This is a genomic window from Nocardia sp. NBC_01388 (assembly GCF_045040085.1).
Taxonomy (GTDB): Bacteria; Actinomycetota; Actinomycetes; order Mycobacteriales; family Mycobacteriaceae; genus Nocardia.
The window spans coordinates 5,483,013-5,505,845 of sequence record NZ_CP109553.1 but is presented as its reverse complement, the minus strand read 5'-3'; the positions used below and the strand labels follow the sequence as shown (position 1 = coordinate 5,505,845).

At 67.0% G+C, this 22,833-nt stretch carries 18 protein-coding genes and 1 pseudogene; 12 read left to right on the top strand and 7 right to left on the bottom strand.

The genetic code is table 11. The features are described 5' to 3' along the window. The first annotated feature begins 73 nt into the window (after positions 1-73). The 6 genes from truA (at position 74) to OG716_RS26875 (ending at position 6,547) form a co-directional block, all read left to right on the top strand. Positions 74-925, top strand: coding sequence for a tRNA pseudouridine(38-40) synthase TruA (gene truA, locus OG716_RS26900; RefSeq protein ID WP_405133451.1), 852 nt, complete (start codon positions 74-76; stop codon positions 923-925). A 200-nt stretch (positions 926-1,125) separates the two neighbouring features. Continuing rightward, entirely contained in the window at positions 1,126-2,091 is a 966-nt protein-coding gene (locus OG716_RS26895) for a helix-turn-helix domain-containing protein (protein ID WP_405133450.1), read from the top strand. A gap of 333 nt (positions 2,092-2,424) precedes the next feature. After that, a complete protein-coding gene (locus OG716_RS26890) occupies positions 2,425-3,408 on the top strand; it encodes an AraC family transcriptional regulator (RefSeq protein ID WP_327143788.1) in 984 nt (327 codons plus the stop codon). Positions 3,409-3,476: 68 nt separating this feature from the next. After that, a complete protein-coding gene (locus OG716_RS26885) occupies positions 3,477-4,352 on the top strand; it encodes a nitrilase-related carbon-nitrogen hydrolase (protein WP_355124557.1) in 876 nt (291 codons plus the stop codon). A gap of 141 nt (positions 4,353-4,493) precedes the next feature. Continuing rightward, positions 4,494-5,456 (top strand): helix-turn-helix domain-containing protein, encoded by a 963-nt coding sequence (locus OG716_RS26880; RefSeq protein WP_405133449.1) that lies wholly within the window; start codon positions 4,494-4,496, stop codon positions 5,454-5,456. Positions 5,457-5,569: 113 nt separating this feature from the next. Next, entirely contained in the window at positions 5,570-6,547 is a 978-nt protein-coding gene (locus OG716_RS26875; protein WP_405133448.1) for a nitrilase-related carbon-nitrogen hydrolase, read from the top strand. Positions 6,548-6,549: 2 nt separating this feature from the next. Here the strand turns inward: OG716_RS26875 and OG716_RS26870 are convergent, their stop codons facing one another. Next, on the bottom strand, positions 6,550-6,906 hold the full coding sequence (locus OG716_RS26870) for a metal-sensitive transcriptional regulator (protein ID WP_405133447.1): 357 nt from the start codon (positions 6,904-6,906) through the stop codon (positions 6,550-6,552). 94 nt (positions 6,907-7,000) lie between these two features. On the opposite strand from OG716_RS26870, the gene OG716_RS26865 reads away from it, so the two are divergent. The 4 genes and pseudogenes from OG716_RS26865 (at position 7,001) to OG716_RS26850 (ending at position 10,148) form a co-directional block, all read left to right on the top strand. After that, positions 7,001-7,816, top strand: coding sequence for an S-methyl-5'-thioadenosine phosphorylase (locus OG716_RS26865; protein WP_405133446.1), 816 nt, complete (start codon positions 7,001-7,003; stop codon positions 7,814-7,816). Positions 7,817-7,950: 134 nt separating this feature from the next. Continuing rightward, a pseudogene (locus tag OG716_RS26860) lies at positions 7,951-8,178 on the top strand (NAD-dependent epimerase/dehydratase family protein); the annotation flags it as partial. Positions 8,179-8,547: 369 nt separating this feature from the next. Further along, on the top strand, positions 8,548-9,348 hold the full coding sequence (locus OG716_RS26855; protein ID WP_405139933.1) for an NAD-dependent epimerase/dehydratase family protein: 801 nt from the start codon (positions 8,548-8,550) through the stop codon (positions 9,346-9,348). Between the two features lie 245 nt (positions 9,349-9,593). Then, the gene (locus OG716_RS26850; protein WP_405133445.1) at positions 9,594-10,148 is read left to right on the top strand and encodes an NADPH-dependent FMN reductase; all 555 of its coding nucleotides are present in this window, start codon (positions 9,594-9,596) and stop codon (positions 10,146-10,148) included. Here the strand turns inward: OG716_RS26850 and eccE are convergent. Beyond that, positions 10,136-11,782: a type VII secretion protein EccE gene (eccE, locus tag OG716_RS26845; protein WP_405133444.1), complete on the bottom strand. Its 1,647-nt coding sequence runs from the start codon at positions 11,780-11,782 to the stop codon at positions 10,136-10,138. The genes OG716_RS26850 and eccE overlap by 13 nt on opposite strands. A gap of 114 nt (positions 11,783-11,896) precedes the next feature. Between eccE and eccB the strand changes: the two genes are divergently transcribed. After that, entirely contained in the window at positions 11,897-13,372 is a 1,476-nt protein-coding gene (gene eccB / locus OG716_RS26840; RefSeq protein WP_405133443.1) for a type VII secretion protein EccB, read from the top strand. 5 nt (positions 13,373-13,377) lie between these two features. Here the strand turns inward: eccB and mycP are convergent, their stop codons facing one another. After that, positions 13,378-14,865 (bottom strand): type VII secretion-associated serine protease mycosin, encoded by a 1,488-nt coding sequence (mycP, locus tag OG716_RS26835; RefSeq protein ID WP_405133442.1) that lies wholly within the window; start codon positions 14,863-14,865, stop codon positions 13,378-13,380. A 16-nt stretch (positions 14,866-14,881) separates the two neighbouring features. Further along, positions 14,882-16,342, bottom strand: coding sequence for a type VII secretion integral membrane protein EccD (gene eccD / locus OG716_RS26830; RefSeq protein WP_405133441.1), 1,461 nt, complete (start codon positions 16,340-16,342; stop codon positions 14,882-14,884). A gap of 165 nt (positions 16,343-16,507) precedes the next feature. Between eccD and eccCa the strand changes: the two genes are divergently transcribed. Further along, positions 16,508-20,533, top strand: a complete 4,026-nt coding sequence (gene eccCa / locus OG716_RS26825; RefSeq protein WP_405133440.1) for a type VII secretion protein EccCa — start codon at positions 16,508-16,510, stop codon at positions 20,531-20,533. A 235-nt stretch (positions 20,534-20,768) separates the two neighbouring features. On the opposite strand, the gene OG716_RS26820 is transcribed toward eccCa, so the two are convergent. The 3 genes from OG716_RS26820 to OG716_RS26810 all read right to left on the bottom strand — a co-directional run bounded on the left by OG716_RS26820 (position 20,769) and on the right by OG716_RS26810 (position 22,829). After that, positions 20,769-21,071: a WXG100 family type VII secretion target gene (locus OG716_RS26820; RefSeq protein WP_327143799.1), complete on the bottom strand. Its 303-nt coding sequence runs from the start codon at positions 21,069-21,071 to the stop codon at positions 20,769-20,771. Positions 21,072-21,110: 39 nt separating this feature from the next. Continuing rightward, positions 21,111-21,440 (bottom strand): WXG100 family type VII secretion target, encoded by a 330-nt coding sequence (locus OG716_RS26815; protein ID WP_327143800.1) that lies wholly within the window; start codon positions 21,438-21,440, stop codon positions 21,111-21,113. Between the two features lie 177 nt (positions 21,441-21,617). After that, positions 21,618-22,829 (bottom strand): hypothetical protein, encoded by a 1,212-nt coding sequence (locus tag OG716_RS26810; RefSeq protein WP_405133439.1) that lies wholly within the window; start codon positions 22,827-22,829, stop codon positions 21,618-21,620. Between the last annotated feature and the right edge of the window lie 4 nt (positions 22,830-22,833).

Below are 22,833 nucleotides of genomic sequence, written 5' to 3'. Positions count from 1 at the left end.
ATCGGATTCCATGAGGAAGCCCGCCGTCCCCTCCGGGTCGGCGGGCTTCCCTCATGTTAACCAGGAGATCGCTGTGACCGTGGAGGATCAGACGCCGGAACCGGTTTCGGTTCGGGTACGGCTGGACATCAGCTACGACGGCACCGACTTCACCGGCTGGGCTCGCCAGCCCGGCCTGCGCACCGTACAGGGCGTGCTGGAGGAGGCGCTGAGCAAGGTGCGGCGCGAGCCCGTTCGACTGACCGTGGCCGGGCGCACCGATGCGGGTGTGCACGCGCAGGGCCAGGTCGCGCATTTCGATACACATGGCGAGCTGGACTGTCCGCGGCTGCTGCACCGGCTGGCGCGTTTCTTGCCGAAGGATGTGCGGGTCACCGGGATTCGCCCGGTGCCGCTGGAATTCGACGCGCGGTTCTCGGCCATTCGCCGGCACTACGCCTATCGCCTCACCACCGCCCCGTACGGCGCGGAACCACTGCAGACCCGTCACGTGGTGCCCGCACGCTCCGGCGTCGATCTGGAGGCCATGCGGGCGGCTTCTCGAAAGCTCTTGGGGCTGCACGATTTCGCGGCCTTCTGCCGCCGCCGCGAAGGCGCCACCACCATTCGCGAACTTCAGCGTTTCGACTGGGAGCGGGAGGGTGATCTGCTCACCGCGTATGTCAGCGCGGACGCCTTCTGCTGGTCCATGGTGCGCAGTCTGGTCGGCGCGGTGCTGGCGGTCGGGGAGGGCCGGCGCACGCCGGAGTGGGTCGGCGGGCTGCTGAACGAGCGCGAGCGTGCCAGCGCCGTCGCGGTCGCGCCCGCGCACGGGCTGAGTCTCATCGCCGTGGACTATCCGGCGGATTCGGAACTTGCCGCTCGCAATATGGCGACCCGCGAAATGCGTACGGTGCCCGATCCCACCGGATGCTGCGGCGACTGACGCGAATTCGCTTATCGTGGAGGGTGATTCGTTGACTCGGACACCTTTCCGGTCGCAGTCGTTCTGCGGTCGCAGAAACCGCTCGTCGTGAATCCTCAAGTCCGCCGTGAGGATTCGTGTTGCAGGTTGCGATCACCGAAAGTTGGACGATGTGAAGGGATTTCGACTTCACACACCGCGGATAGTGCGACAATCGGCCAATGACCGGCGGCTCTGAGCCCGCAGTGGTGGAGGTGCAGTCCACACCCGAAGTCTCCGAGCAGGAGACCTTCGAGCAGTGGGAGGCTGCGGTGGCACAGGCCTATGTGCCGCTCGTGGTCACCCCGGTGCGGACGGGGGAGTTCAAGGCCCGCATTGTGCAGTCCCGCTTCGACGATATGGACGTTTCCACCCTGACCGCGAGCGGGCAGCACATCACGCGTATTCCGCGGCTGATCCACGAACCGGACGAACCGATTCTGTTCGCCACCGTGACCACACACGGGCACGGCTGGCTGGAGCAGGACGGCCGGGTCGGGGTGATGGCGGACCTCGGGCTCATGCTCTATGTGAGTTCGCGTCCGTTCACCGCCCATTTCGAGCAGGCCTGGGGTGTGGTCGCGGTGCAGGTGCCGCTGGCGCAGGTGGTGGGCGCCTCCGGGGTGGCCTCGGATCAATTGCCGACGGCGGTGCGCTTTCCGCCGGAGGGCGCGGCCGGCATTGTCGGCCGATTCTTCTGCGGGCTGGCGCAATTGCAGCAGACCTCGCCGGATCAGGCGGCGGTGCTGGCCCGGCACGGCACCGGACTGCTCGCCTCCGTGGTGCAGTTGGCGGCGGGGGACACGCCGCACGATGAGCCGGGGCAGGCGCTGACCAAACAGGCTGCGCTGGCATACATCCAGCGACACTTCGCCGACCCGGGGCTCACGGTGGACCATGTGGCGAATGCCTGTGCGGTATCGCGGCGCACGCTGTACCGGCTGTTCGAGAACGGGGAGGACGGGGTGGCCGCCATGCTGCGGCGCACGCGGATCGAGCGCGCACTCGCGCTGATCCGGACAGATCCGACACGACCGCTGCTCTCGATCTCGCGTGCCGCGGGATTCGTCTCGGAGCGGCAGTTCTATCGCGCCTTCAAGCGTGAGATGGGTATGACACCAGGGGAATTCCGTACCGTGCACGTGTGATGCGCACGCCGCGAAGCACATTGTGCGCGATGGAGTGTCAAACCCACCTGACGTGAATAGTCAGTGATCTGGCACGAGTGGGCAGTCACGTCGTGGCTAACGATGTGAATACTTGGAGGAGCGCACGTCAGCGCTCCACATCTCCGCGCGTGCCTGTCGTCGATGATGCCGACCGGCCGGGTCATGTGATGCGGAGACGCCGCCCGGTCGTCAGTCGAGCCGCCGACGACCGGGTAGGCGGACTGTCCGGAATACCGCCAACTAGTCCGTTTCGCCTGTTTCAAACGGATGCAAATTCGTTTGCTGGGGCCTTCGGGGTGGGATGATGCTGAAGTGGGTAACGCGGCAACCGCCAGCGCCGCCGAAGTCTGCTCCAGTTCGGACACTTCGGCTCGTCAGGCGTTCGAGCAGTGGGAGGCGATCGTCGGCGATGCCGTGCTGCCCTCGACGATCGAGCCGCTGGCCCAGGGACATTGGCACGGCAAGGTCAGTACCACACAGTTCGATCGCTCCAGCTTCACGCTCATGTCCGCCAGCGCGCAGCGCCTCTTCCGCACCAGACGTCAGATCGAGCAGGCCAGCGCTGAATTCCTGCTGGTGAACATTGTGGTGAAGGGCGAGAACCGAACCGAGCAGAACGGCCGGATCGCCGACAGTCCCGCCGGCTCCATCGCATTCTTCGACAGCGCCCGCCCGATCGAGAGCCTGACCACCGAGAATTCGGTGTCCGCCATCGTGCGCGCGCCCATGCACCTGGTGCTCGAGCATGCGGGTCTGGTGCGCGACGAACTCCCGATAGCCACGCCGATGCCGACCACGGGTGCGCTCGGTGTGGTGGCCGGCTTCTTCCGCGGCCTGGCCGAGCTGCCGCCCGATGAGACGAATCAGGCCGCGACGGTACTGGATTCGGAGATCGCGGGCATGCTCTCCTCCGCGGTGCTGCTGGCGACCGGGCGCACCTCGCCCGCCCCCTCGGATTCGCTGTACACGCGTCAGCAGGTGCTGGCGTACCTGCGCCGCCGGTTCACCGATCCGGAGCTCACCGTGGACGAGGTGGCGCATGCCTGCCTGGTCTCGCGCCGCACCCTGTATCGCCTCTGCGAAGGTTTCGGCGGCCCCGCCGCACTGGTTCGCCGCATGCGGGTCGAGCATGCGCGCAGGCTGCTGCGCGCCGATCTCAACCGGCCGCTCGCGGCCGTCGCCGCGGCTTCCGGATTCGCCACGGACCGGCACTTCTATCGTGCGTTCCGGGAGGAAACCGGGCAGACGCCAGGGCAATTCCGCGCCCAATTGGACCCAGGCACACCAGGTCGGTAGCTCGGCACGGGATGTCGCTGCACGCGGCAGTCGTTCGGCGAAGGGTGATGGCACAGATCATCCCCAGCGTGTCGAAGGGAGCCGAGGTGCCGACAAAGGTGCGCGTAGCTGCCGTGCAGGCCGAACCGCGCTGGCTGGACCTGCGCGCGGGGGTTCAGCAGGCCATCGAACTCATCGAGACGGCGGCGGCGGGCGGTGCGCAGCTGGTGGCCTTCCCGGAGACCTTCCTACCCGGCTACCCGTGGTGGTTGTGGCTGGATTCGGTCAGCTGGGGTCAGGGATTCTTCGCCCGATACCGGACCAATTCGATGACGGTGGGGCGCACCGAATTCCGGCGCATCGCCGATGCCGCCCGCCGGAATCGGATACACGTGCTGCTGGGCTTCAGTGAGCGCTGTGGCAGCGCGCTGTACATGTCGCAGTGCCTCATCGACGATCGCGGGGTGCTGGCGGGGGTGCGCCGCAAGCCCGAGCTGACGCCGTTGGAGCACCACATCTTTCGCTCCGGCGAGGTGACCGAGCCGTACGTGTTCCGCACCGATATCGGCCGCATCGGCGTGCAGGGCGGTTCGGAGCAACTGCATCTGCCCGCGCGCCAGGAACTGGAACGCACGGGCGCGCAGGTGCATATCGTCTCGTGGCCGGGTTTCATCATCGCGCGGGATGTGGACTGGGGCGTGCGGGTGAACAATGCGGCCACCCTCTGGTACGCGGTGGTGGGCAATCTCAATGTGATCGCAGCCTGCTCGGTGATGGATGTGGCGGGCAGTGAAAGTCGCCGTGGCGGTGCGGAACCCGCCAAACAGCTGGTGCGGGGCCCCGGTGGGCACTCGCGCATTTACGCGCCCGGGGGAGAGGAGCTGGCGGCTCCGCTGAGTGGGCACGAGGAGGGCATCCTGTACGCGGATCTCGAACTCGAGCTCAGTTGCGAGTCCGCCGCATAGCGGTGTGCCGATGTGGCGCCGTGGGGGTTCGGCAATCCGGGCGATAGTGATTCGCGGCTATTGGCCCGGTGTTCCGGAATCTGACACACTGCCCGGTATTCGGCCGGTCAGCGGCCGCAGATGGTTGTCGAGGGATGGGGAGTGGATAGGTCTGCGGAGGTCAATCGGATCGAGGTGCGATCCGGAGTGGAAGCGTCGGCGGTGGAGGCTTTCGAGCGCTGGGAAGCGCATGTGAGTGCGGCCTATGTGCCACTTGCGGTTTCGCCGACTCCGACCGAACTCTTTCGTGGCCATATCGAGCATGCGCGATATGGCGATCTCGATCTGACGGTGGTCGGATCGACCCCGCAGGTGATACATCGGACGGGTTCGCTGATAGCGCGGACCGAGGACGAGTTCTTGCTCGCGAGTATTCCGCTCGCCGGCACCGCGCGGTTGCATCAGGATGAACGGGTCGCCGAAGTCGGTCCCGGCGGGATCGTGTTCTACGACACTTCCCGGCCCTATCACTGGGAATTCGACCAGGAGTGGGAACAGGTCGTGCTACAGGTTCCGCTGAGCAAGCTCCGCGAGCGATACGGAGTGATCGGTACCGAAGTGCCGACGGCCACCAGCTTTTCCGGCGAAAGTTCGGCCGGAATCGTGGCGCAATTCTTCCGCGGTGTCGCGCGATTGCAGCACACCGATCCGGGCGGCGCGGCGCTGCTCGCCGAGCCCGGTGTGGACCTGCTGGCCGCGGCCGTGGTCGCGGCCTCCGGCGGCGTGGCCAGGGACCAGTCGGCCGATGCCCTGAATCGTCAGCGGGTGCTCGCGTTCATGCGCGACAACTGCGCCGATCCGGATCTCGGAGTTGATCGAATCGCCGAGGGTTGCCGAATGTCGAGGCGTACCTTGTATCGCGTGTTCGGTGAGTTCGAAGGTGGTCCGGGAGCGGTGCTGCGCCGCATGCGAATCGAACGTGCCTGCGAGTTGTTACGCACCGCACCGCAGTTGCCGCTGTCGGCGGTGGCACGGGATTCGGGTTTCCTCACCGAGCGTAGTTTCTACCGATCCTTCCGCACGGAAATGGGGACAACGCCCGGCGCATTCCGTACATTGGTTTGAACTGTTTATTGGAATGAACATCGCAGTGGCATGGAAGGTCGGTAATCCGGCACATGTTGCCATGGTGCCGTTGTTGGCCATTCGAAAGCATGACCTTCCATGAGGGAAGTCGGATGAGGAATACGGTGCGAGTCGCTGCGGTCCAAGCCGAGCCGAAATGGCTGCGGTTGTCCGAAGGTGTCGAGCATGTCGTTGAACTGATCGGCGCAGCCGCTGCGGGTGGAGCACGTTTGGTGGCATTCCCGGAGACCTTCCTCCCGGGCTATCCGTGGTGGCGCTGGGTGGAATCCAATCAGTGGAACGTCGAGTACTCGACTCGCTGCCGCGAAAATTCGATGATTCGCGATGGCGCGGAAATGCGCCGAATCACCGCCGCCGCACGGGACTACGGCATCCAGGTGGTGCTCGGATTCGGGGAACGACAGGATCGCCGAATCTATATGTCACAGGCCGTCATAGATGAAATGGGTCAGCTGATTTCGGTTCGGCGAAAAGCCGGACTCAACAGTGTCGAGCGCAAGGTATTCGCTTCCGGCACACCGAATCTCCCGACCGTGCATCACAGCGTCATCGGCAAGGTGGGTGCGCTGACCGGGCAGGAGAATCAGCGCCCGCTACTCACCCGCGCGCTGCGCGCCGACGAGGAGCAGATCCACGTGGCGGCCTGGCCGGGCGGCCTGAACGGTGAAGCGCCGGGACCGGATTCGAGTGTCACCGTGAGCCGTATGTACGCGCTGGAGGCGGGTGCGTATGTGGTCGCGCCCTGCGTGGTGGTCGCGGATGCGGCCTGGGCGGGTCGGGGCGGGGCCCCGGTCGTCACGCGCAGTGGCCGGGCGCGGATCTACGGGGCCGACGGCACCGATGTCGTCACGCCGCTCGACGAGGGCGCGGAGGGCATTCTGTTCGCCGATCTGGAACTGGACACGAGCCGCGCCGGGGATTCGGATCTCACACTGCAGCACCGGGTTCGGAAGGGCGGCCAGCAGGCTCCCCGGGCCGCGCGCCCCGGTTCGGCGCGGCGCCTGGGTGCTGAACGCTGGGCCGTGCCGCTCATGCTCGGGCAGTATCCGGGCGATACCGCTGCCTGCTGAGGTCAGGAGCGCACGAGACGCGCGATGGCGTCGGTGGCTTCCTTGATCTTGGCCTCGGCCTCGGGGCCGCCCGCGATGGCCGCGTCGACCACGCAGTGGCTGATGTGATCCTCCAGCAGGCCCATGGCGACGGCCTGCAGGGCCTTGGTCATGGCGGAGACCTGGGTCAGGATGTCGATGCAGTACTTTTCCTCTTCGACCATGCGCTGCAGGCCGCGGGACTGGCCCTCGATCCGGCGCAACCGCTTGAGGTAATCGTCCTTGGCGGTGATGTAGCCGTGCGTCGCGTGGTCATGTGCCGACGGCTCGGTGTGGTCGTGTGCCGACGGCTCGGCGGTGGTGGTCTCTTCGTTGGTCACCGACGATTTCCTCACTCCCGGCATCAATACCCCCCTAGGGTACAGGTCCGGGCCTGGTAGCACCACTCATGCGCGCATGCGCAACAATTGCGGCATGAGTTCGGATCCTCGGGCCACGCTGGCCATTATCGGCGGCAGCGGGTTCTACGACTTCTTCGGTGACGATGCGACCACGGTGGAGGTCGACACCCCCTTCGGCGCGCCGAGCGCGCCCATCACCATCGGCGAGGTGGAGGGGCGTTCGGTGGCCTTCCTGCCGCGACACGGGCGCAAGCACGAGTTCTCGCCGCATACGGTGCCCTACCGGGCCAACATGTGGGCGCTGCGCTCGCTCGGCGTGCGCCGCGTCTTCGGGCCCTGTGCGGTCGGCAGCCTGCGCGCCGACTGGGGGCCGGGCACCGTGGCCGTGCCGGATCAGCTGGTCGATCGCACCTCCGGCCGGGATCAGACCTTCTTCGACGCGGGCGGCGTGCACGTCTCCTTCGCCGACCCGTACTGCGCGGAACTGCGCACCGCCGCCATCTCGGCCGCCGGCACCGAACTGCCGCTGAAGGATCACGGGACCATGGTCGTGGTGCAGGGCCCGCGCTTCTCCACGCGCGCCGAGAGCCAGTGGTTCGCCGGGCTGGGCTGGGAGCTGGTCAATATGACCGGGCACCCCGAGGCCGTGCTCGCCCGTGAGCTCGAAATGTGCTACTCCGCAATCGCTCTCGTCACCGATCTGGATGCCGGTGTGGAATCCGGGCACGGGGTCAGCGCCATCGATGTCTTCGCCGAATTCGAGCGAAACCTGGTGCCGTTCAAGGCGCTGGTGCGCCGGGCCGTCGCCGCCGTCGAGGGTGATGACACCTGCGCGGACTGCGGCGTGCACTCCGGCACCGGGGTTCAGCTGCCCTTCGAACTGCCGTAGTTCCGGCCCCTCTGACGTAGGCCCGGTCCGATCTTCCCAGGTCGGACCGGGCCTGCGTATATCTCCCGGTCGCGTATCCGTGCCGGTCGCCTACGCTGGAAGTCATGAGCGAAGGCGGACCGCAGGCCGACCGGATGCGAGTACTGCTGACCGGTGCGGCCGGCTACATCGGCTCCCATGTGCATCGCGCGCTGCTCGCCGCGGGCCATGAGGTCATTGCCGTGGATGCCATGCTCGAAGCCGTGCATGGCCCGAATGTCACTGCGCCCGAGCACGTTTCCCTCGTAGATATTCGCAATCCGGATGCCTTGGAACCGCTGCTGCGCGGTGTGGACGTGGTCTGCCATCTGGCCGCCGCGGTCCCGGTTCCCGAGCTGCCGGCGCTACGGCCCGGCAGCGGCTCGCTCGACCTATCGCCGCGGCTCGACCGCGGCTTCGCTGTGCCCCCGGCCGCGCCGGACGCTGTCGAGAGCGGCGGTCTCCAGCCGGTTCGCCCGCCCGGCGGTGATGGTCTCGGCCCGGACCCGGATCGGCCGGGCGGTGACGATGGTGGGCGTCCAGGATCGGCGGGGCGGCCCGAACCGGATACCGCACACGAGTTCGGCCGCTCGGGCGGTCGCAGCCGTACGGGGGCCGGGCGGCGAGAGGATGTGGGGCACGGGGCCGGACCGTGCGTGCGGGCACCGGTCGGCGAGGCCGGGCACGGTGCGGTGCGGCCCGGACCTTTGGAGATGCAGCAGGCTGCCCTATACGCCACACACAATGACGCGGGCACGGCGATACTGCTGGCGGCCATGGAGCGCGCAGGGGTGCGGCGGCTGGTGCTGGGATCATCGGTGGCCGTGTACGGGGAGGGCCGCTATCGAGCGGGCCGGGCCGGGCCGTTCTTTCCAGGTTTGCGACGACGAGCGGATCTGGATCGCGGGCTGTTCGATCACCGTGCACCGCGCACGGGCGATCTGCTGACCTGGGAGCCGTTGGGTGAGGATGCTCCGCTGCGGCCCCGGAGCGCTTATGCGGCAAGCAAAGTGGCGCAGGAGCACTATGCGCTCGCGTGGGTCGCGAGTACCGGATCGGCGGCGACGGTACTGCGGTACCACCACGTGTACGGGGAGTCGGTAGCGGGGCGGAGTCTGCGATCCGCGGAAACGGCTGTGGCGGCGCGGTTTCGGGCGGATCTGCGGGCCGGGCGGGCGCCGCAGGTGTTCGAGGACGGCGGGCAGGTAAGGGATTTCGTACATGTGCGCGATGTCGCCGCCGCCACCGTGGCCGCTGTCGACCGGCGGCTGGCCGGGTTCGTGCCGCTGAATATCGCGTCGGGGCGGCCGCTCACGCTGTGGGAGGTGGCCGCCACCATGTCGAAGGCGCTGAACGGTCCGTCGCCCATCGTGACCGGGCACTATCGGATCACCGATATCCGGCATCTGGTCGCCGACCCCGAACGCGCCCGCCACGCACTGGATTTCACTGCCAGGACCACCCCTGCCGCCGGCCTTGCCGCCTACGCCGCCAACTCCGCCGACAGCCACTGAAGCCAACACCCCACAGCCGAACCGCGCCTCGCGGTCACCGCTGACGGCGCGACCGCTCCAGCCGAGGCCGGAGACTGCTGCGGGCGCATCGCGCATCCCGGCCCGGTATCGCGCAGCCTGCTTTCGCGTCGCGTAGTGGTTATCTTTCGCGTCGCGTAGTGGTTATACGGACTGTTCGGCGGGGACGCGCGTTGTTTGGTGTGGTGTGGAAGCGCGCTGTGGAGGGAGCGGGGGAGGATGGTGCGGTGAGTACTCCCTTGCGGCTGGAAGTGATCGTGGCGAGTGTGCGGCCGGGGCGGTTCGCGCCGGTGGTCGCGGACTGGTTCGTGCGGGTGGCGCGGGCGGATGAGCGATTCGAGGTGGGGGTCATCGATCTCATCGATACGCCGTTGCCGGTGGATTTGAGCGTGACGGACGAGGTGCGGGCTTATCTCGAAAGGATCGATGCGGCAGACGCATTCGTGGTGGTCACCTCGGAGTACAACCACGGGTATCCGGCGGCGTTGAAGACCGCTCTCGATACGGGCAAGCGTGAATGGCGGGGTAAGCCCATCGGTTTTGTCAGCTACGGCGGTTTGTCGGGCGGGCTGCGCGCGGTGGAGCAATTGCGGCAGGTGGTGGCCGAGGTGCATATGGTGTCGATCCGCGAGACCGTCAGCTTCCATGAGGCCAAGCGGAAATTCGATGCGGAGGGGGAGACGCGGGACGGTGCGGCCATCGATGCGGCGCAGCGCCTGCTGGGTCAACTCGATTGGTGGGGAAGGACTCTGCGCGCGGCCGCCGAACCTTATCCGGGCTGACCCGCCAGGGCGTGCGCCGCGCGGGGCCGGCCGATGTAGGTGGATTCGCGGGGGATGGAGACCAGGTTCAGTTCCACCCGTGTGGTGCCGGTGCGCAGGGTGATGCGATTCCCCATCGCCTCCGGTTGCACGATGGACAGATCGGGCCGCGCGCCCGGCCAGCCCAGCGGATCGCCCGCCAGGTAGAGGGTGGTGACGCCCGCATGCGGCGCGGGCGCGAGCACGCCGTCCACCAGCACGGCGGTGAATCCCGCATCGGATTCATGGGTTTCGGCGGCGAGGGTCAGGCGTTCGGGATTGCCGATGGTGGTGATCAACTGCTCCCAGGCGTCCGGTCGCTGTGTGCGAATCAGGACGCGTTCGCCCACGGCCAGCGCGCGGAACACCAGCTGTTGCGCGAGATACAGTTCGCCGGAGACATACACGCTCGAAATGCCCTGGCCCACAAGACGTACCGCGACGCCACTACCCTCGTCATCGGAGCCGAGCAGTTGTCCGCAACCGGCGGAGGCCAGCTGTACCGCACCGATTGCGGCGACGTCGCGCACCTCGGTGGGGACGGTGTCGCCCAGGCCGGGCACCGCCAGCGGCAGGTGGGCGAGCAGGCTCTCGCGGTGGCGGCCGTTCATGGAGATCATGTGCGGCTGCAATTGCTCCTGCGGCAGTTCCCGTGCGGTGAGCCGCCAGGCCGCGCCGATGCGCACGGTGTCGGCGGTACGGCCGGGCCGCAGTCGCAGCGCCACCGTGGTGCCCCGGGAGGCGGGCACCCACAGCCGGGCCAGCTGTTCGGAGTCCAATCGCGCCGGGTCCACGGCCGCACCGATATTCACACTGTTGCCGAATTCGGTGTAGCGCCAGTGCTGGGTGAGCTCGCGCGGGTCCAGGCCCGCGGTGATCTGCCGGGCGGCCTTCGTGATCTCGGGCGCGGTCAGCGTGCGGGCCGGGCAGTCGGCATCCTCCAGGGTCCGCAGGATGCGCTGGGTGGCGATGGTGACGGCTCGGCAGGCGCCGTCCAGTCCGCCGCCGCGGCGATCGGCGGCATCGGGGCACAGCAGCGGGTCGAAGGCGATGGCCAGCCATACGGTCCGGTGCGCGGTCGCGGGCAGCGGGCCGAGCAGGGATTCGTAGATGGCGCCCGCGGGCGTGCCGGAGCGACTGCGGTGACCGTGCGAGACGATATCGATGCCGGCGAGCTGAATATCGTGCTGGGTAAGGCTTTTCGCGAGCTCGGGCAGCGGCAGCAGATGTGAGGTCTGCACGGTGGTGCGGTCGAGCCGGGTCAGTCCGCCCTTGGGCGGCAGGACCTCGACCACCGCGACGACCCGGCTGCCGTCCCGGAACAGCCCGAGCGAGCGGCCGTCACCGCCGTGGAAGTCGATGAGGTCGGTGCCCGAGTGCGGACGGCGGGCGCGGAAGCGGATTCGGGTGCCCAGCCAATCGCAAACTGTTCGTTTGCCCAGGGGTAACAACAAGACCAGTCCGCACGCTATGGCGACCCCGAAGGCCACCCGGAACGGCACTCCGCACACCGCCGCGACCACCAGCACGACCGCTGCGGTCAACTGGGCGACCAGCAGGTTCGCCAGGGTGATCCGGCCCGGCAGCGGGCGCGAAATGGTGCCGGATGCGGCCATCGTCGTCTCCCGATAATGCGGTTCGGCCCCGCGGCTTCGTGGCCGAGTGCGAATGAAGATCCCGCCGAACTGTACTGTGTGCGGCGAACGCAATGACTGGTCGGGGGAGTTTCAATGCCTTCAAAACCGACGACCCGATGGCAGGTGAGCGGTTATCGCTTCCTGGTTCGTCGCATGGAGCACGCCCTGGTGCGCAGGGACGTGCGGATGCTGCACGACCCCATGCGGTCGCAATCGCGGGCCTTCAGTGTCGGATTGATCCTCGCGTGCGTCGCCCTGGCCGGTTGCGGAGTACTTGCTCTGCTGCGGCCGCAGGACAAGATCGGCTCCAACAAGATCCTCATAGGCAAGGACACAGGGGCCGTCTATGTGGTCCTCGACAATGTGGTGCACCCGGCGCTGAACCTCACCTCGGCGCGCCTGGCGGCGGGGGAGGCCGCCAAACCCGCCACGGTGAAGGAGACCGAACTCGCGAAGAAGCCGCGTGGGCAGCTGATCGGCATTCCCGGCGCGCCCGCCTCACTCGCCTTCGATTCCACGCCGGGCGGTCGCACCTGGACGATCTGCGATGTGCTCGCCAATGACGGCAGTCGCACCCTGACCACGTCGGTGCTGGCCGGTGATCCGGTGCGGGGCAAGGTATCCGGGCTGGACGCGGGTAGTGGCCTGCTCGTGCAGGGGCATGATCACACCTATCTGGTCTACGGCAATCAGCGTGCCCAGGTGGATATGAACGATCGGGCCGTGGTGGACGCCCTCGATATTCGCGGCCTGACGCCGCGGCCGATCAGTCCGGGACTGCTCGACGCCATTCCCGAGGTGCTGCCGATCGTGCCGCCGGTGATCGCGGATGCCGGTGCGGCGCCGAACTATTCGATCGGCGACCACCGCATCGGCGATGTGGTGCAGGTGCGCACCGACAACAAGAACTACGTGGTGCTCGCGGACGGGCTGCAGCCGGTGTCGGCGCTGACCGCCGATATCGTGCGCAATGCCTACCGGTCCACGGCCGCCGACGATCACATCGGCCAGGCCGACCGCACCGGGGCGCCGGTGTCCGCGGCGCTGCCGGTCGCGAACTATCCGGACCAGGCCCCGGCCATTGTGGACGGTAAGGATCAGCCGGTCGACTGCCTGTCCTGGCGGCCGGTCGAATCCGCCGATCAGGCCGATGGCAGCAGGCACGCTGATCTGACGGTGCTCACCGGTCATGCGGTGCCCATACCGGACCGGGCCCGATTGGTGCCGCTGGCCCAGGCCGACGGCAATGGCCCGGCGGTCGACAGCTTCTATATGAAGCCCGGCGCGGGCGCGTATGTGCAGACCACCGGTATCGAACCGGATAGTCAGCGGCGTGACAGCCTGTTCTTCATCTCCGATTACGGCGTGCGGTACGGGATCAAGAATCTGGAATCGGCCAAAGCTCTCGGTATGGACCCGGAATCGGTGCGGCCGGAACCCGCGCCGTGGTCGATCGCCGGTTTGATCGCGTCCGGGCCGACCCTGGGCCGCGAGGCGGCGATGGTGGCGCACGATGGTGTCGACCCCGACCCCAATCCGGCGAAAGAGCCTGTCAAAGCACAGAACTGAGTGGCTCAGGCGTCATCGGAATGCATGCCGAACCTGCGGCGCAGGGGGAATGACGCCAGGAAGCCCAGCACCAGCAGGACACCGACAATGCCCGTGCCGATGAGCGCCACATTGCGAGCGGTGTTGTCCGGTGCGGGTTTCGGGGCGGGAATGGCCAACTGCTGATCCTTGGCAACGCCGGGTTGCTTGGGCGGCAGTTCGGTCGGTATCTCCGCGGTGAGTGCGGCCACGGGATCGACTGCGCCGTAACCGACATAGGGATTCCAGCCTTCGCCGGGGGCGTGTGCCGTGGCTTCGATGCGCTCGATGACCTCGTGGGCGGGCAGATTCGGGAAGCGCGAACGCAGCAGGGCCGCAATACCGGAGACGTAGGGCGCGGCGAAACTTGTTCCGCTGTAGCGATTCACCTGGCCCTGATTGGTGACCTTGGCGGTGGTGAGGCCGGTATTGCGGGGGTCCAGGGAGATGACGTCCTCACCGGGCGCGGCCACACCCACCCAGGGGCCGGGGACCGTGAACTTCGAGGGCTGGCCGAAGGCATCGATGGAGCCGACGGAGAGCACGTAATCGTCCCACCAGGCCGGGGCCACATACGAATTCACGTGCTCCCAGAGATCCTCGTTCGGGTGCAGCGGGTCGAAGCCGGGATTGCTCGCCTTGCAACTGTCGGTATTGCCCGCGGAGGTCACGATGACAACGTCCTTCTCCACGGCCGCGTAGCGCACCGCCGCGCCGAGGGCGCCCATCTCGGTGCTCTCGGGCCTGCTGGTGGGGCAGGCCACCAGGGAGATATTGATGACGCGGGCCCCGGCATCGGCGGCCCGGCGCACGGCCGAGGCCAGTGCGGAGATCTTGCCGTAGCCGTCGGGCATATCGTCGGGGCCTTTGTCGCGGCCCGCACCCTCGGCCTGGTACATGGCGCTGGTCTGGCGAATGGTCATGATCCGGGCGTCCGGGGCCACACCGGAGAAGCCTTGGCCGCCCACCTGACTCGCGGCAATGAGCCCGGCGACAATCGTGCCGTGCGCATCGCAGTCCTCGGTGCCGTCACCGGAATCAGCGACGTAATCGCCGCCGGGAATGAGGCCGGGCAGGCGCGGATGCGGGGAAACCCCGGTATCGATGACCGCGACCAATTGGCCTGTGCCACGGGAGAACTGCCAGGCGTGCTCCAGATCCAGGGCGCGCTGGGTGGGCGGGATGGTCGGCCCGTCGCCGCCGGCCTGGGTGCTGATGCAGGGGGAGTTGGCAGGGTGCTCTGTTTTACCGGGCGGGGCGGCGGGACCACCGGGTGGCAGTAGGCCCGGATCGATGGCTGGGGGCCGATCGGTGTGGGCCGCAACGGGATTCGCCTGCGCCACTTCGGGGTCGATGCCGATGCCGAACGAGAGCGCCGATGCCAGTGCCGCCGTGGCGGCGACCGTTCGCAGTCCGGGGCTGCGCCATGACAGGGCGGAGTCCGTCACCGTTGCGCGGAAGTAGTCGGTACTCATCGCAATATCCGCGCGCTCAGAGTCCGCGCACGAGCGAGTACAGGCCCGTCACCCAGAACACCAGTGGCACAACGGCGGCGACGAACGCGTACTCCAGCAGCTCCACCGCCCGCCGCAGCGGCGGGGTGGCCTGCTGTCGCGGCACGATGATGCCGAGTACCAGCGCTGCCACCAGCAGGATCAGTGCCGCGCCGAAGACGGCGAGGGGCTGGTCCACCAGAAAAGCCGCGCCGCCCAACATGATCAGCAGTATGGCCGCACCGCCGGCGATGAGGATGACGGCCTGTTCCGCGCCCGCGTAGGTGCGGCTGCGGAACATGAGAACCACGGCGCAGACCACGGCGAGCGCCAGGCCCGGCCAGTAGGTGCTGTCCGCATGCGGGTCTGTGGCGGTCAGTGCGCCCGCCCCGGCCACGAGGGTGGTGGCGGCGACCAGTCCGGCCAGATACCTGCGGGCCCGTTCGGATTTGGTGCGCAGGGCGTCCAGGCTGGGCAGGGCGCGGTGATCGTCCGGATCGTCCTCGGTGGGGTCGATCGGCGTTCCGGGCGCGGGCACCGGCGGCAGCGGCAGCCTGGCCAGCAGCATGGAAAGCCTTGGTGCGAGCGATAATCCGGCCAGTCCCAGCGCTGCGGCGCCGGCGCCGATGGCCTTCGACGGGAGATGGGTGAGCAGGCCGACGAGCGCGGCGGGAACCAGATAGACCGCGAGGGTGGTCGCGCCGATGAACAGGCCCAGTCCGACGCCGCTCACCCGCCACGCGAGAATCGCTGTGGCACCGGCCAATACCGCGCCGAGTAGCAGATTCGCCCAGCCGTAGTGATCGGGGACGAAGAGCATGCCCGCGCTGAAGGCCGCCGGCAGGGCGCAGCCGCCCAGCACGAGTGCGCTCGCGGTATCGCGGTACATGCGGCTGAGCACCATGCTCGAGACCACCAGCAGGACGGCTACGAACAGTGCGACCGCGCCGCTCACCCAGCCGGAGACGGCATCGGGTGCGGCCAGCAGGCCGAGGCAGCCGACCAGCATGGTCAGCACCGCCAGTAGTGAGCCGGTCAGCCGGGCGGTGCGGGGTGACCAGCCGCGGAAGTGGTCGGCATCGGCAATGGCGACGTTGTACATGATGTCGTCGAACAGTGGTGTGGGCGCGGTGTGTTCGGCGCTCTCCAGCATGAGCAGTTCACCGTCGCGCACGCCCTGTTCGGCCAGGCTGAGGGAATTGGACAGCGGCGGCTGCCCGATGCGGGCGAGCACCCACTCGTGCGGTTCGAAGTGTTCGCCGTCATTGTCGAAGTCATTGGTGCGGCTGTGCTGGGCGACCATATCGACCACGCTGGGGATGACCAGGGCGACCGGTACATCGATCGGAATGGCCATGTCGACCTGGGTGTGCTTGGCCAGCAGGGTGACGCGCGCGAGATCCGGCGCGCGGACGGTGCCGCGTGCGTCGTCGATATGGTCCATTCGCGCGTTGGTCACGCTGCCCCACCTCGGTGTGCGTCTTTTGTGCCCTCTGAGTGCGCGCGAAACCACCGTCGCAGCGCCGGGATATGCAGAAATGCTGCCCGCACTGTACGCCATAACGATCGCTGGACGTACACTGAGCCCCGCATTCCAGACGTCCGATGGGGGATTCTGCACGCGATGAGCACCGTCCGATTCCAGCGCCGTCCACGCCGGGAGATTCCGCGCTCACCGGGTGGCGAGGTGACGCTACAACCGCCGCCGGAGATTCCGCGCAATATTCCAGCGAACTTGTTTTCCAAGCTCATGCCCTTGGTCATGGGTGTAGGCATGCTGGGCATGGTCGTGCTCATGTTCACCTCGGGCAGCGGTATCGCCACCAATCCCATGAGTCTGATGTTCCCGATGATGATGGTCTTCTCCATGATCGGTATGTACGCAGGTCAGGGAGGAAAGGGACAAAAGGCCGCGGAGGCCAACGAGGACCGCAAGGACTATCTGCGCTATCTCGACCAGGTCCGGCGGGATGTCGAGGAGACGGCGGGGCAGCAGCGCGCGGCGGTCGAGTGGAGTCATCCCGAACCCGGGGTGGTGTGGATGCTCGCGGGCACCACGCGCATGTGGGAGCGACGTCCTGGCGACAGGGATTTCTGCCATGCCCGCATCGGGCTCGGCCCTCAGCGTCTGGCCACCCGGCTGGTGGCCCCGGAGACCGGTCCGGTGGAGGAGCTGGAGCCGATAGCTGCGGTGTCGCTGCGGCGCTTTGTCCGGACCCATTCGACGGTGCCGGATCTGCCGACGGCGCTCGCGGTGAAGGGTTTCGCGAGCGTTCAGCTGACCGGAGACCGGGCGCAGGCCCGCGAGATGACGCGGGCCATGCTACTGCAGCTCGCCATGTTCCAGGGCCCGGATCAGGTACTCGTCGCGGTGGTCTGCGGACCAGATACCGCGCGTGAGTGGGAATGGGCGAAATGGCTGCCGCACACCCAGCATCCGGAGTCGCAGGACGGCGTCGGCAGTGAGCGCATGGTGTACGGATCCATTCGGGAGGCGCATGCGAGCCTGCATTCGCTGCTGCACAGCAGGGTTCGCTATTCGCGCAATCAGCCGCCGAATCCCAGCCTGACGCAGATCGTGCTGGTGGTGGACGGCGGACTGCTCGAGGCCGAGGAAGATCCCCTGCGGGAGAACGGTTTCGAAGGCGTCACCGTGATCGACCTGTGCGGATACGCGCCGCGGCTGGCCGCCTCGCGCGGCATTCAGATGCTGGTGGAGAACGGTGAGTGCGCGGGACGCGGGGCCACCGGCGGCATGGAACGCTTCGCGGTCATCGACCGTATTACCGCTCGCGAGGCCGAGCAGGCGGCGCGCCGACTCGCACCGTATCGGGCCGCCCTGCCGCGCGCGGGTGTCGACGCAGGTGCCGAGGGAGAGGTCATTTCGAGCTGGTCGCAGCTGCTGGGCCTCGGTGATCTCGGCGCGTTCAATCCCGAGAGCGCCTGGCAGCCGCGCTACGGGCGGGAACGGCTGCGGGTGCCGTTCGGTGTCGGTGCGGACGGGCTGCCGGTGGTGCTGGATATCAAGGAAGCCGCCGAGGGCGGCATGGGGCCGCATGGTCTGTGCATCGGCGCGACGGGGTCGGGTAAGTCGGAATTCCTTCGGACGCTGGTGCTTTCGCTCATCGCCACGCACTCACCCGATCAGCTCAATTTTGTGCTCGTCGACTTCAAGGGCGGTGCGACCTTCCTCGGGCTGGAGGGGGTGGCGCATGTCGCGGCCATCATCACCAACCTGGAGGAGGAGGCCGACCTTGTCGACCGTATGCGCGACGCGCTCGCCGGTGAGATGAACCGCCGGCAGGAAGTGCTGCGTGCGGCAGGCAATTTCGCCAATGTCTCCGAATACGAGAAGGCGCGCGCGGCCGGTGCGGATCTCGATCCGATGCCCGCGCTGTTCGTAGTGCTGGACGAATTCTCCGAATTGCTGTCGCAGCACCCGGATTTCGCCGAGTTGTTCACCATGATCGGGCGGCTGGGGCGCTCGCTGCATGTGCATCTGCTGCTGGCTTCGCAGCGGCTGGAGGAGGGGCGGCTCAAGGGGCTGGAGAGTCATCTGTCCTATCGGATCGGCCTGAAGACCTTCTCCGCCAATGAATCCCGTCAGGTCTTGGGTGTGCCCGATGCCTACAATCTGCCGGGCAATCCGGGCGGCGGCTATTTGAAGTCCGACTCCGGCGAGATCGTGCGATTCCAGTCCGCGTATGTTTCCGGGCCCTATGTGGGTGTCGGTTCGCAGCGTGATGTCGCAGTGGACGCGGGGGGCGGCGATATCGATATCACCGCACGCCCGTTCACCGCCATCCACGTGGATTTCCGTCCCGAGGACCATATTCCGCTGCCCGCGCTGGTCGACCTGGTGGAAGCGCACCCGGATGCCGAACAGGTCGCCAACCTGCAGATGCTGGTGTCGCGGGTGCGTGAGCACGGGCGCCCGGCACACGAAATCTGGCTGCCGCCACTGGATGCGGCGCCCACGCTGGATCAACTCGTGCCGCGCTCGGTGCTCACCGGTGATTGGAATCCGGTCGCAGCCCTGCGCGCGCCCATCGGGATTGTCGACCGGCCCTACGATCAGCGTCGTGATCCGCTGGTGGTGGACCTGTCCGGTTCGCGCGGCAATGTGGCGGTGGTCGGCGGCCCGCAGTCGGGTAAGTCGACGGCGCTGCGGTCGCTGGTCATGGGAATGTCCCTGACGCACACCGCCGAACAGGTGCAGTTCTATCTGCTCGACTTCGGTGGCGGCACGTTGGTCGGGTTGGAGGGACTGCCGCATGTCGGCACGGTCGCGAGCCGCATAGAGAGCGATAAGGTGCGGCGCACGGTCGCCGAGATGGTGACCATCGTGCGGCAGCGTGAGGCGCGGTTCCGGCAGCTCGGCATCGAATCCATGGCGGAGTTCCGGCGGCTGCGAGCGCTCGATCCGGCGGCGAGTTCGGCCGCCGCGGGGGCGCACGAGGATCCGTTCGGGGACGCCTTCCTGGTGATCGACGGGTACGGCAGCTTCCGGCAGGAGTTCGAGGCGCTGGAGCAGACCGTGATGAACCTTGCGGTGCAGGGGCTTTCGTACGGGGTGCACGTGGTGATCTCACTGGCGCGCTGGCCGGAGGCGCGGCCCGCGCTCAAGGATCAGATCGGCACGCGCATCGAGCTGCGGCTCGGTGATCCCATGGATTCGGATCTGGGGCGCAAGTTCGCGGCTCTGGTTCCGATGGGCAGGCCCGGTCGCGGTATGACCGCCGATCTGCTGCATATGCTCACGGCGTTGCCGCGTATCGACGGTGATCCGAACCCGCAGACGCTGGGAATCGGTGTGGCGCAGGCTGTTTCGGCTATTTCCGAACGGACGCCCGGCCGTCCCGCGCCGCGTGTGCGCATGCTTCCGGAGCGGCTGCCCAGGGAAGAGTTGCTCGCTTCGGCTGGAAACTGGCCTGCTGCAGTGGATTCTGCGCAGCCGACACTGCGTTTCCCGATCGGGATCACTGAATCCGAGCTGGCCCCTGCGCAATTGGACTTCTCCGTCAGCCCGCACTTCGTGATCATCGGTGATTCGGAGAGTGGTAAGTCCACGCTGCTGCGTTCGATCGTCCAGTCGATCTGCGCGTCCAATACACCGGATCAGGCGCGCATCATCATGGGTGACTATCGGCGCACCATGCTCGGCACCGTGCCGCAGGGCTATCTCGCCGGATATGGCTCCACCGCACCACAATTCACCCAGCAGATGACCGATCTGGCCGCGTACGTCACCCAGCGCATGCCCGGCCCCGATGTGACGCCGCAGCAGCTCAAGGATCGCTCCTGGTGGAAGGGGCCCGAGCTGTACGTGATCGTGGACGACTACGACCTGGTAGCGACCGCCACCGGCAATCCGCTGCACGCCCTGGTGGATCATCTCGCGCACGCCCGGGATCTGGGCTTCCACCTGATCATCGCCCGCCGCTCCGGTGGCGCCGGCCGCGCCCTCTACGAGGCCACCCTCAACCGCATGAAGGAACTCAACTCGGCCGCCCTCATCATGAGCTGCAGCCGCGATGAGGGCATTCTGTTCGGCAACGCCCGCCCCGCCCTCATGCCCCCCGGCCGCGGCACCTACGTCACCCGCGCCGGCGAAGACCTCATCCAACTCGGCTGGCTCCCACCGGCATAACCGGCTGAGGTGCTCGTCAGTCGCATCCCCCGGCGCGCTTTTGGCCGCGATCCCCCGTCATCCCGGCCAAAAATAGGCCGGGATGACGGGGGGCTGCCTGTAAGCGTTGATGGTGCGGGCGACGACGACTCCGCGAACCGGCGCGCCCTGTCCTGTGAAGCCGGCGTGCTCCGGTACATAAGCCAGCGTGCCCCGGCTCGTATTTGCCAGGGCGCGCTATTGGTTGTGCTGCTGGTCAGAACAGGCCCGCGAGGGCGATGTCCTTGGCCTGGAGTTCGGCATTGCCGGTGCGGACCAGGGTGCCTGCGCCACTGAGGGTGGCGTTGAGCTGGGCCACGTGGGTGTTCCAGGTGCGCTGCATATCGGCGAACGCTTCGTTGGCGTCGCCCTTCCAATTGTTGGTGACGAACTCCTCCACGCTGCGGTGGAAGGCTTCGAGCTGATCGCGAATGTGCTCTGCCCGGCGGATGACCGAGTTGGCGCCGTCCGCCACGCCTTCGAAGTGCGCGGAGATGACCTGACCGTTCGCTGCTGCCATGGTGCTGTCCTTTACTGAAGTGTGTGCGTCCGGTTCGGGTTACACGGGCGGCAGGTCGAGGCTGGAGACCTGCGCATTGATCTGGGCCTTGTAGTCCTGGTCGTGCTCTTCGTAGTTGGAGCCGACCCGGATGAGGTTCTCGGTCGTCTGCACCAGCTTGTCGTTGAGCTTGTCGGCCTGGAAGTAGTAGCGCTCCATGAAGGCGTTGAACGCATCGCGTGCGCCGCCCTGCCAGTTCGAGCCGACGGTCATGTTGTCTTCATCGCGCTTCAGATCCGCAATGGCGTGCATGAGCATGTCGTGCGTCTTCTTGAACTCCTGGGCCTTGGCCTGGATGAGCTCATTACTGGCTTCGAATGCACCGGCCACGGTGCCTCCTTTCAATCAGTTCGAACAACGCGGTGTCGAGCACAGCGCGGGCTGACGACCTTTACACAGTGATTAGACGAGGGTCCTGGCCCGGCGGTTCCACCCCTGTGACAGCAATTGGCCAGCACACTACCCAAGGATCGGTCTCGCTGACCAGTGCGTACGGTCACACCGGGGTCACCAGGTGCTGTTTGCCAGCAATCCGTACTGTGCCGCGGCCCGCTGATGGGCGTCGTCCAACTGATCGCTCTCCACCGTCGCAACGTATTGGCGATACGTCACCACACAGCGGAACCGCTTGATCTCGAAGTTGTCCTGAATGGGGTTTTCGCCGCATTTCGAATTCGGCAGCACCGCCGGTGCATCGGCCGCGCCCGGATAGGACTTGTCCAGAATCACCCCTGCCAGCTCTGTCGCGGCGGCGGTATCACGAGTCCGGTACAGCATGCTGCTGCTCGCCATTTCCGAACTCTTCGAGAAACGGTCCACACCGGCGCTTTTCATCAGGCGCGACCAATAGTCTTGATCGCCGACCTGATTCAGGAAACCGCGCAATTCGTAGCGGGCCTGCGTCTGCGGGTCCGGAATGCCGAAAGCGCTGGGCGACAGCGTCTGCCGCAACATATCGTCGGGGTCGTCGGGCAGGCGTAATGCATCCTCTTTGCTGAGGGGCTTCAATCCGTCCAGCAGCGGCAGTTCGGTGTCGTACACCTTCTCGGCGAGGGCGGTCAGTGGATCTGCCTCCGGCGTCTTCTCGCCCACCATGAGGTCGATGACATAATTGCCGTGCGCCAGCGTCGATCCCATCGAAGCCACGCCGGGACGCCAATGTGCGTGCGCGGCAGGATATTTGGCCAATGTGAGCGGCTGATTCACCTCAGCCGCGACTCCGAAGTCGGCGGCGTCCAGTTCGGCGGCCGCCTTGGCCGCGGCGGCCTCGTCCGAAAACTGCACGACGGTGACCACGGTGAACCCCAGATCGCCCGGTATCGGCTCATTCCTGTCGAGTTGCCGGTCCGCATTGCTGGCGCTGACGCCGAACAGCATGCCATTGCTCGCGAGCACCGGCCGGGAAACCGCCGCGAGCATGGTCGCACTGTCGGCGTTGGTGAAGGCCGCCATCCCGGTGCCGTATTTGAGCGTCGGATCGATCTCCGGACCGTTGACCACCTGATCGGCCAGCCGCATGGACGCCAGATTCAGACCGGAGGACATGGAGGGGTAGTAGATGTACCGCTGCTCCAGCGGCGCGGTGGAGTACGGCCCCACATCCAGTGTGCGCACATCGATTTCGTCCGGATGCGCCGTGCCGCCGACGTGTGCTCCGCACCCGGTCAGCGCGAGTGCGGCAAGACCCAGGGCCCCGCCGCGAATTCGTCGTGACAGCATCACA

Bases quoted from the DNA above. Each gene is read 5' to 3' on its own strand.
- OG716_RS26855 (WP_405139933.1), top strand. From the start codon at position 8,548: ATGCAGCAGGCTGCCCTATACGCCACACACAATGACGCGGGCACGGCG.
- mycP (WP_405133442.1), bottom strand. From the start codon at position 14,865: ATGAGTACCGACTACTTCCGCGCAACGGTGACGGACTCCGCCCTGTCA.
- OG716_RS26865 (WP_405133446.1), top strand. From the start codon at position 7,001: ATGAGTTCGGATCCTCGGGCCACGCTGGCCATTATCGGCGGCAGCGGG.
- OG716_RS26810 (WP_405133439.1), bottom strand. From the start codon at position 22,829: ATGCTGTCACGACGAATTCGCGGCGGGGCCCTGGGTCTTGCCGCACTC.
- OG716_RS26875 (WP_405133448.1), top strand. From the start codon at position 5,570: ATGAGGAATACGGTGCGAGTCGCTGCGGTCCAAGCCGAGCCGAAATGG.
- eccE (WP_405133444.1), bottom strand. From the start codon at position 11,782: ATGGCCGCATCCGGCACCATTTCGCGCCCGCTGCCGGGCCGGATCACC.
- eccB (WP_405133443.1), top strand. From the start codon at position 11,897: ATGCCTTCAAAACCGACGACCCGATGGCAGGTGAGCGGTTATCGCTTC.
- OG716_RS26895 (WP_405133450.1), top strand. From the start codon at position 1,126: ATGACCGGCGGCTCTGAGCCCGCAGTGGTGGAGGTGCAGTCCACACCC.
- eccCa (WP_405133440.1), top strand. From the start codon at position 16,508: ATGAGCACCGTCCGATTCCAGCGCCGTCCACGCCGGGAGATTCCGCGC.
- OG716_RS26820 (WP_327143799.1), bottom strand. From the start codon at position 21,071: ATGGCAGCAGCGAACGGTCAGGTCATCTCCGCGCACTTCGAAGGCGTG.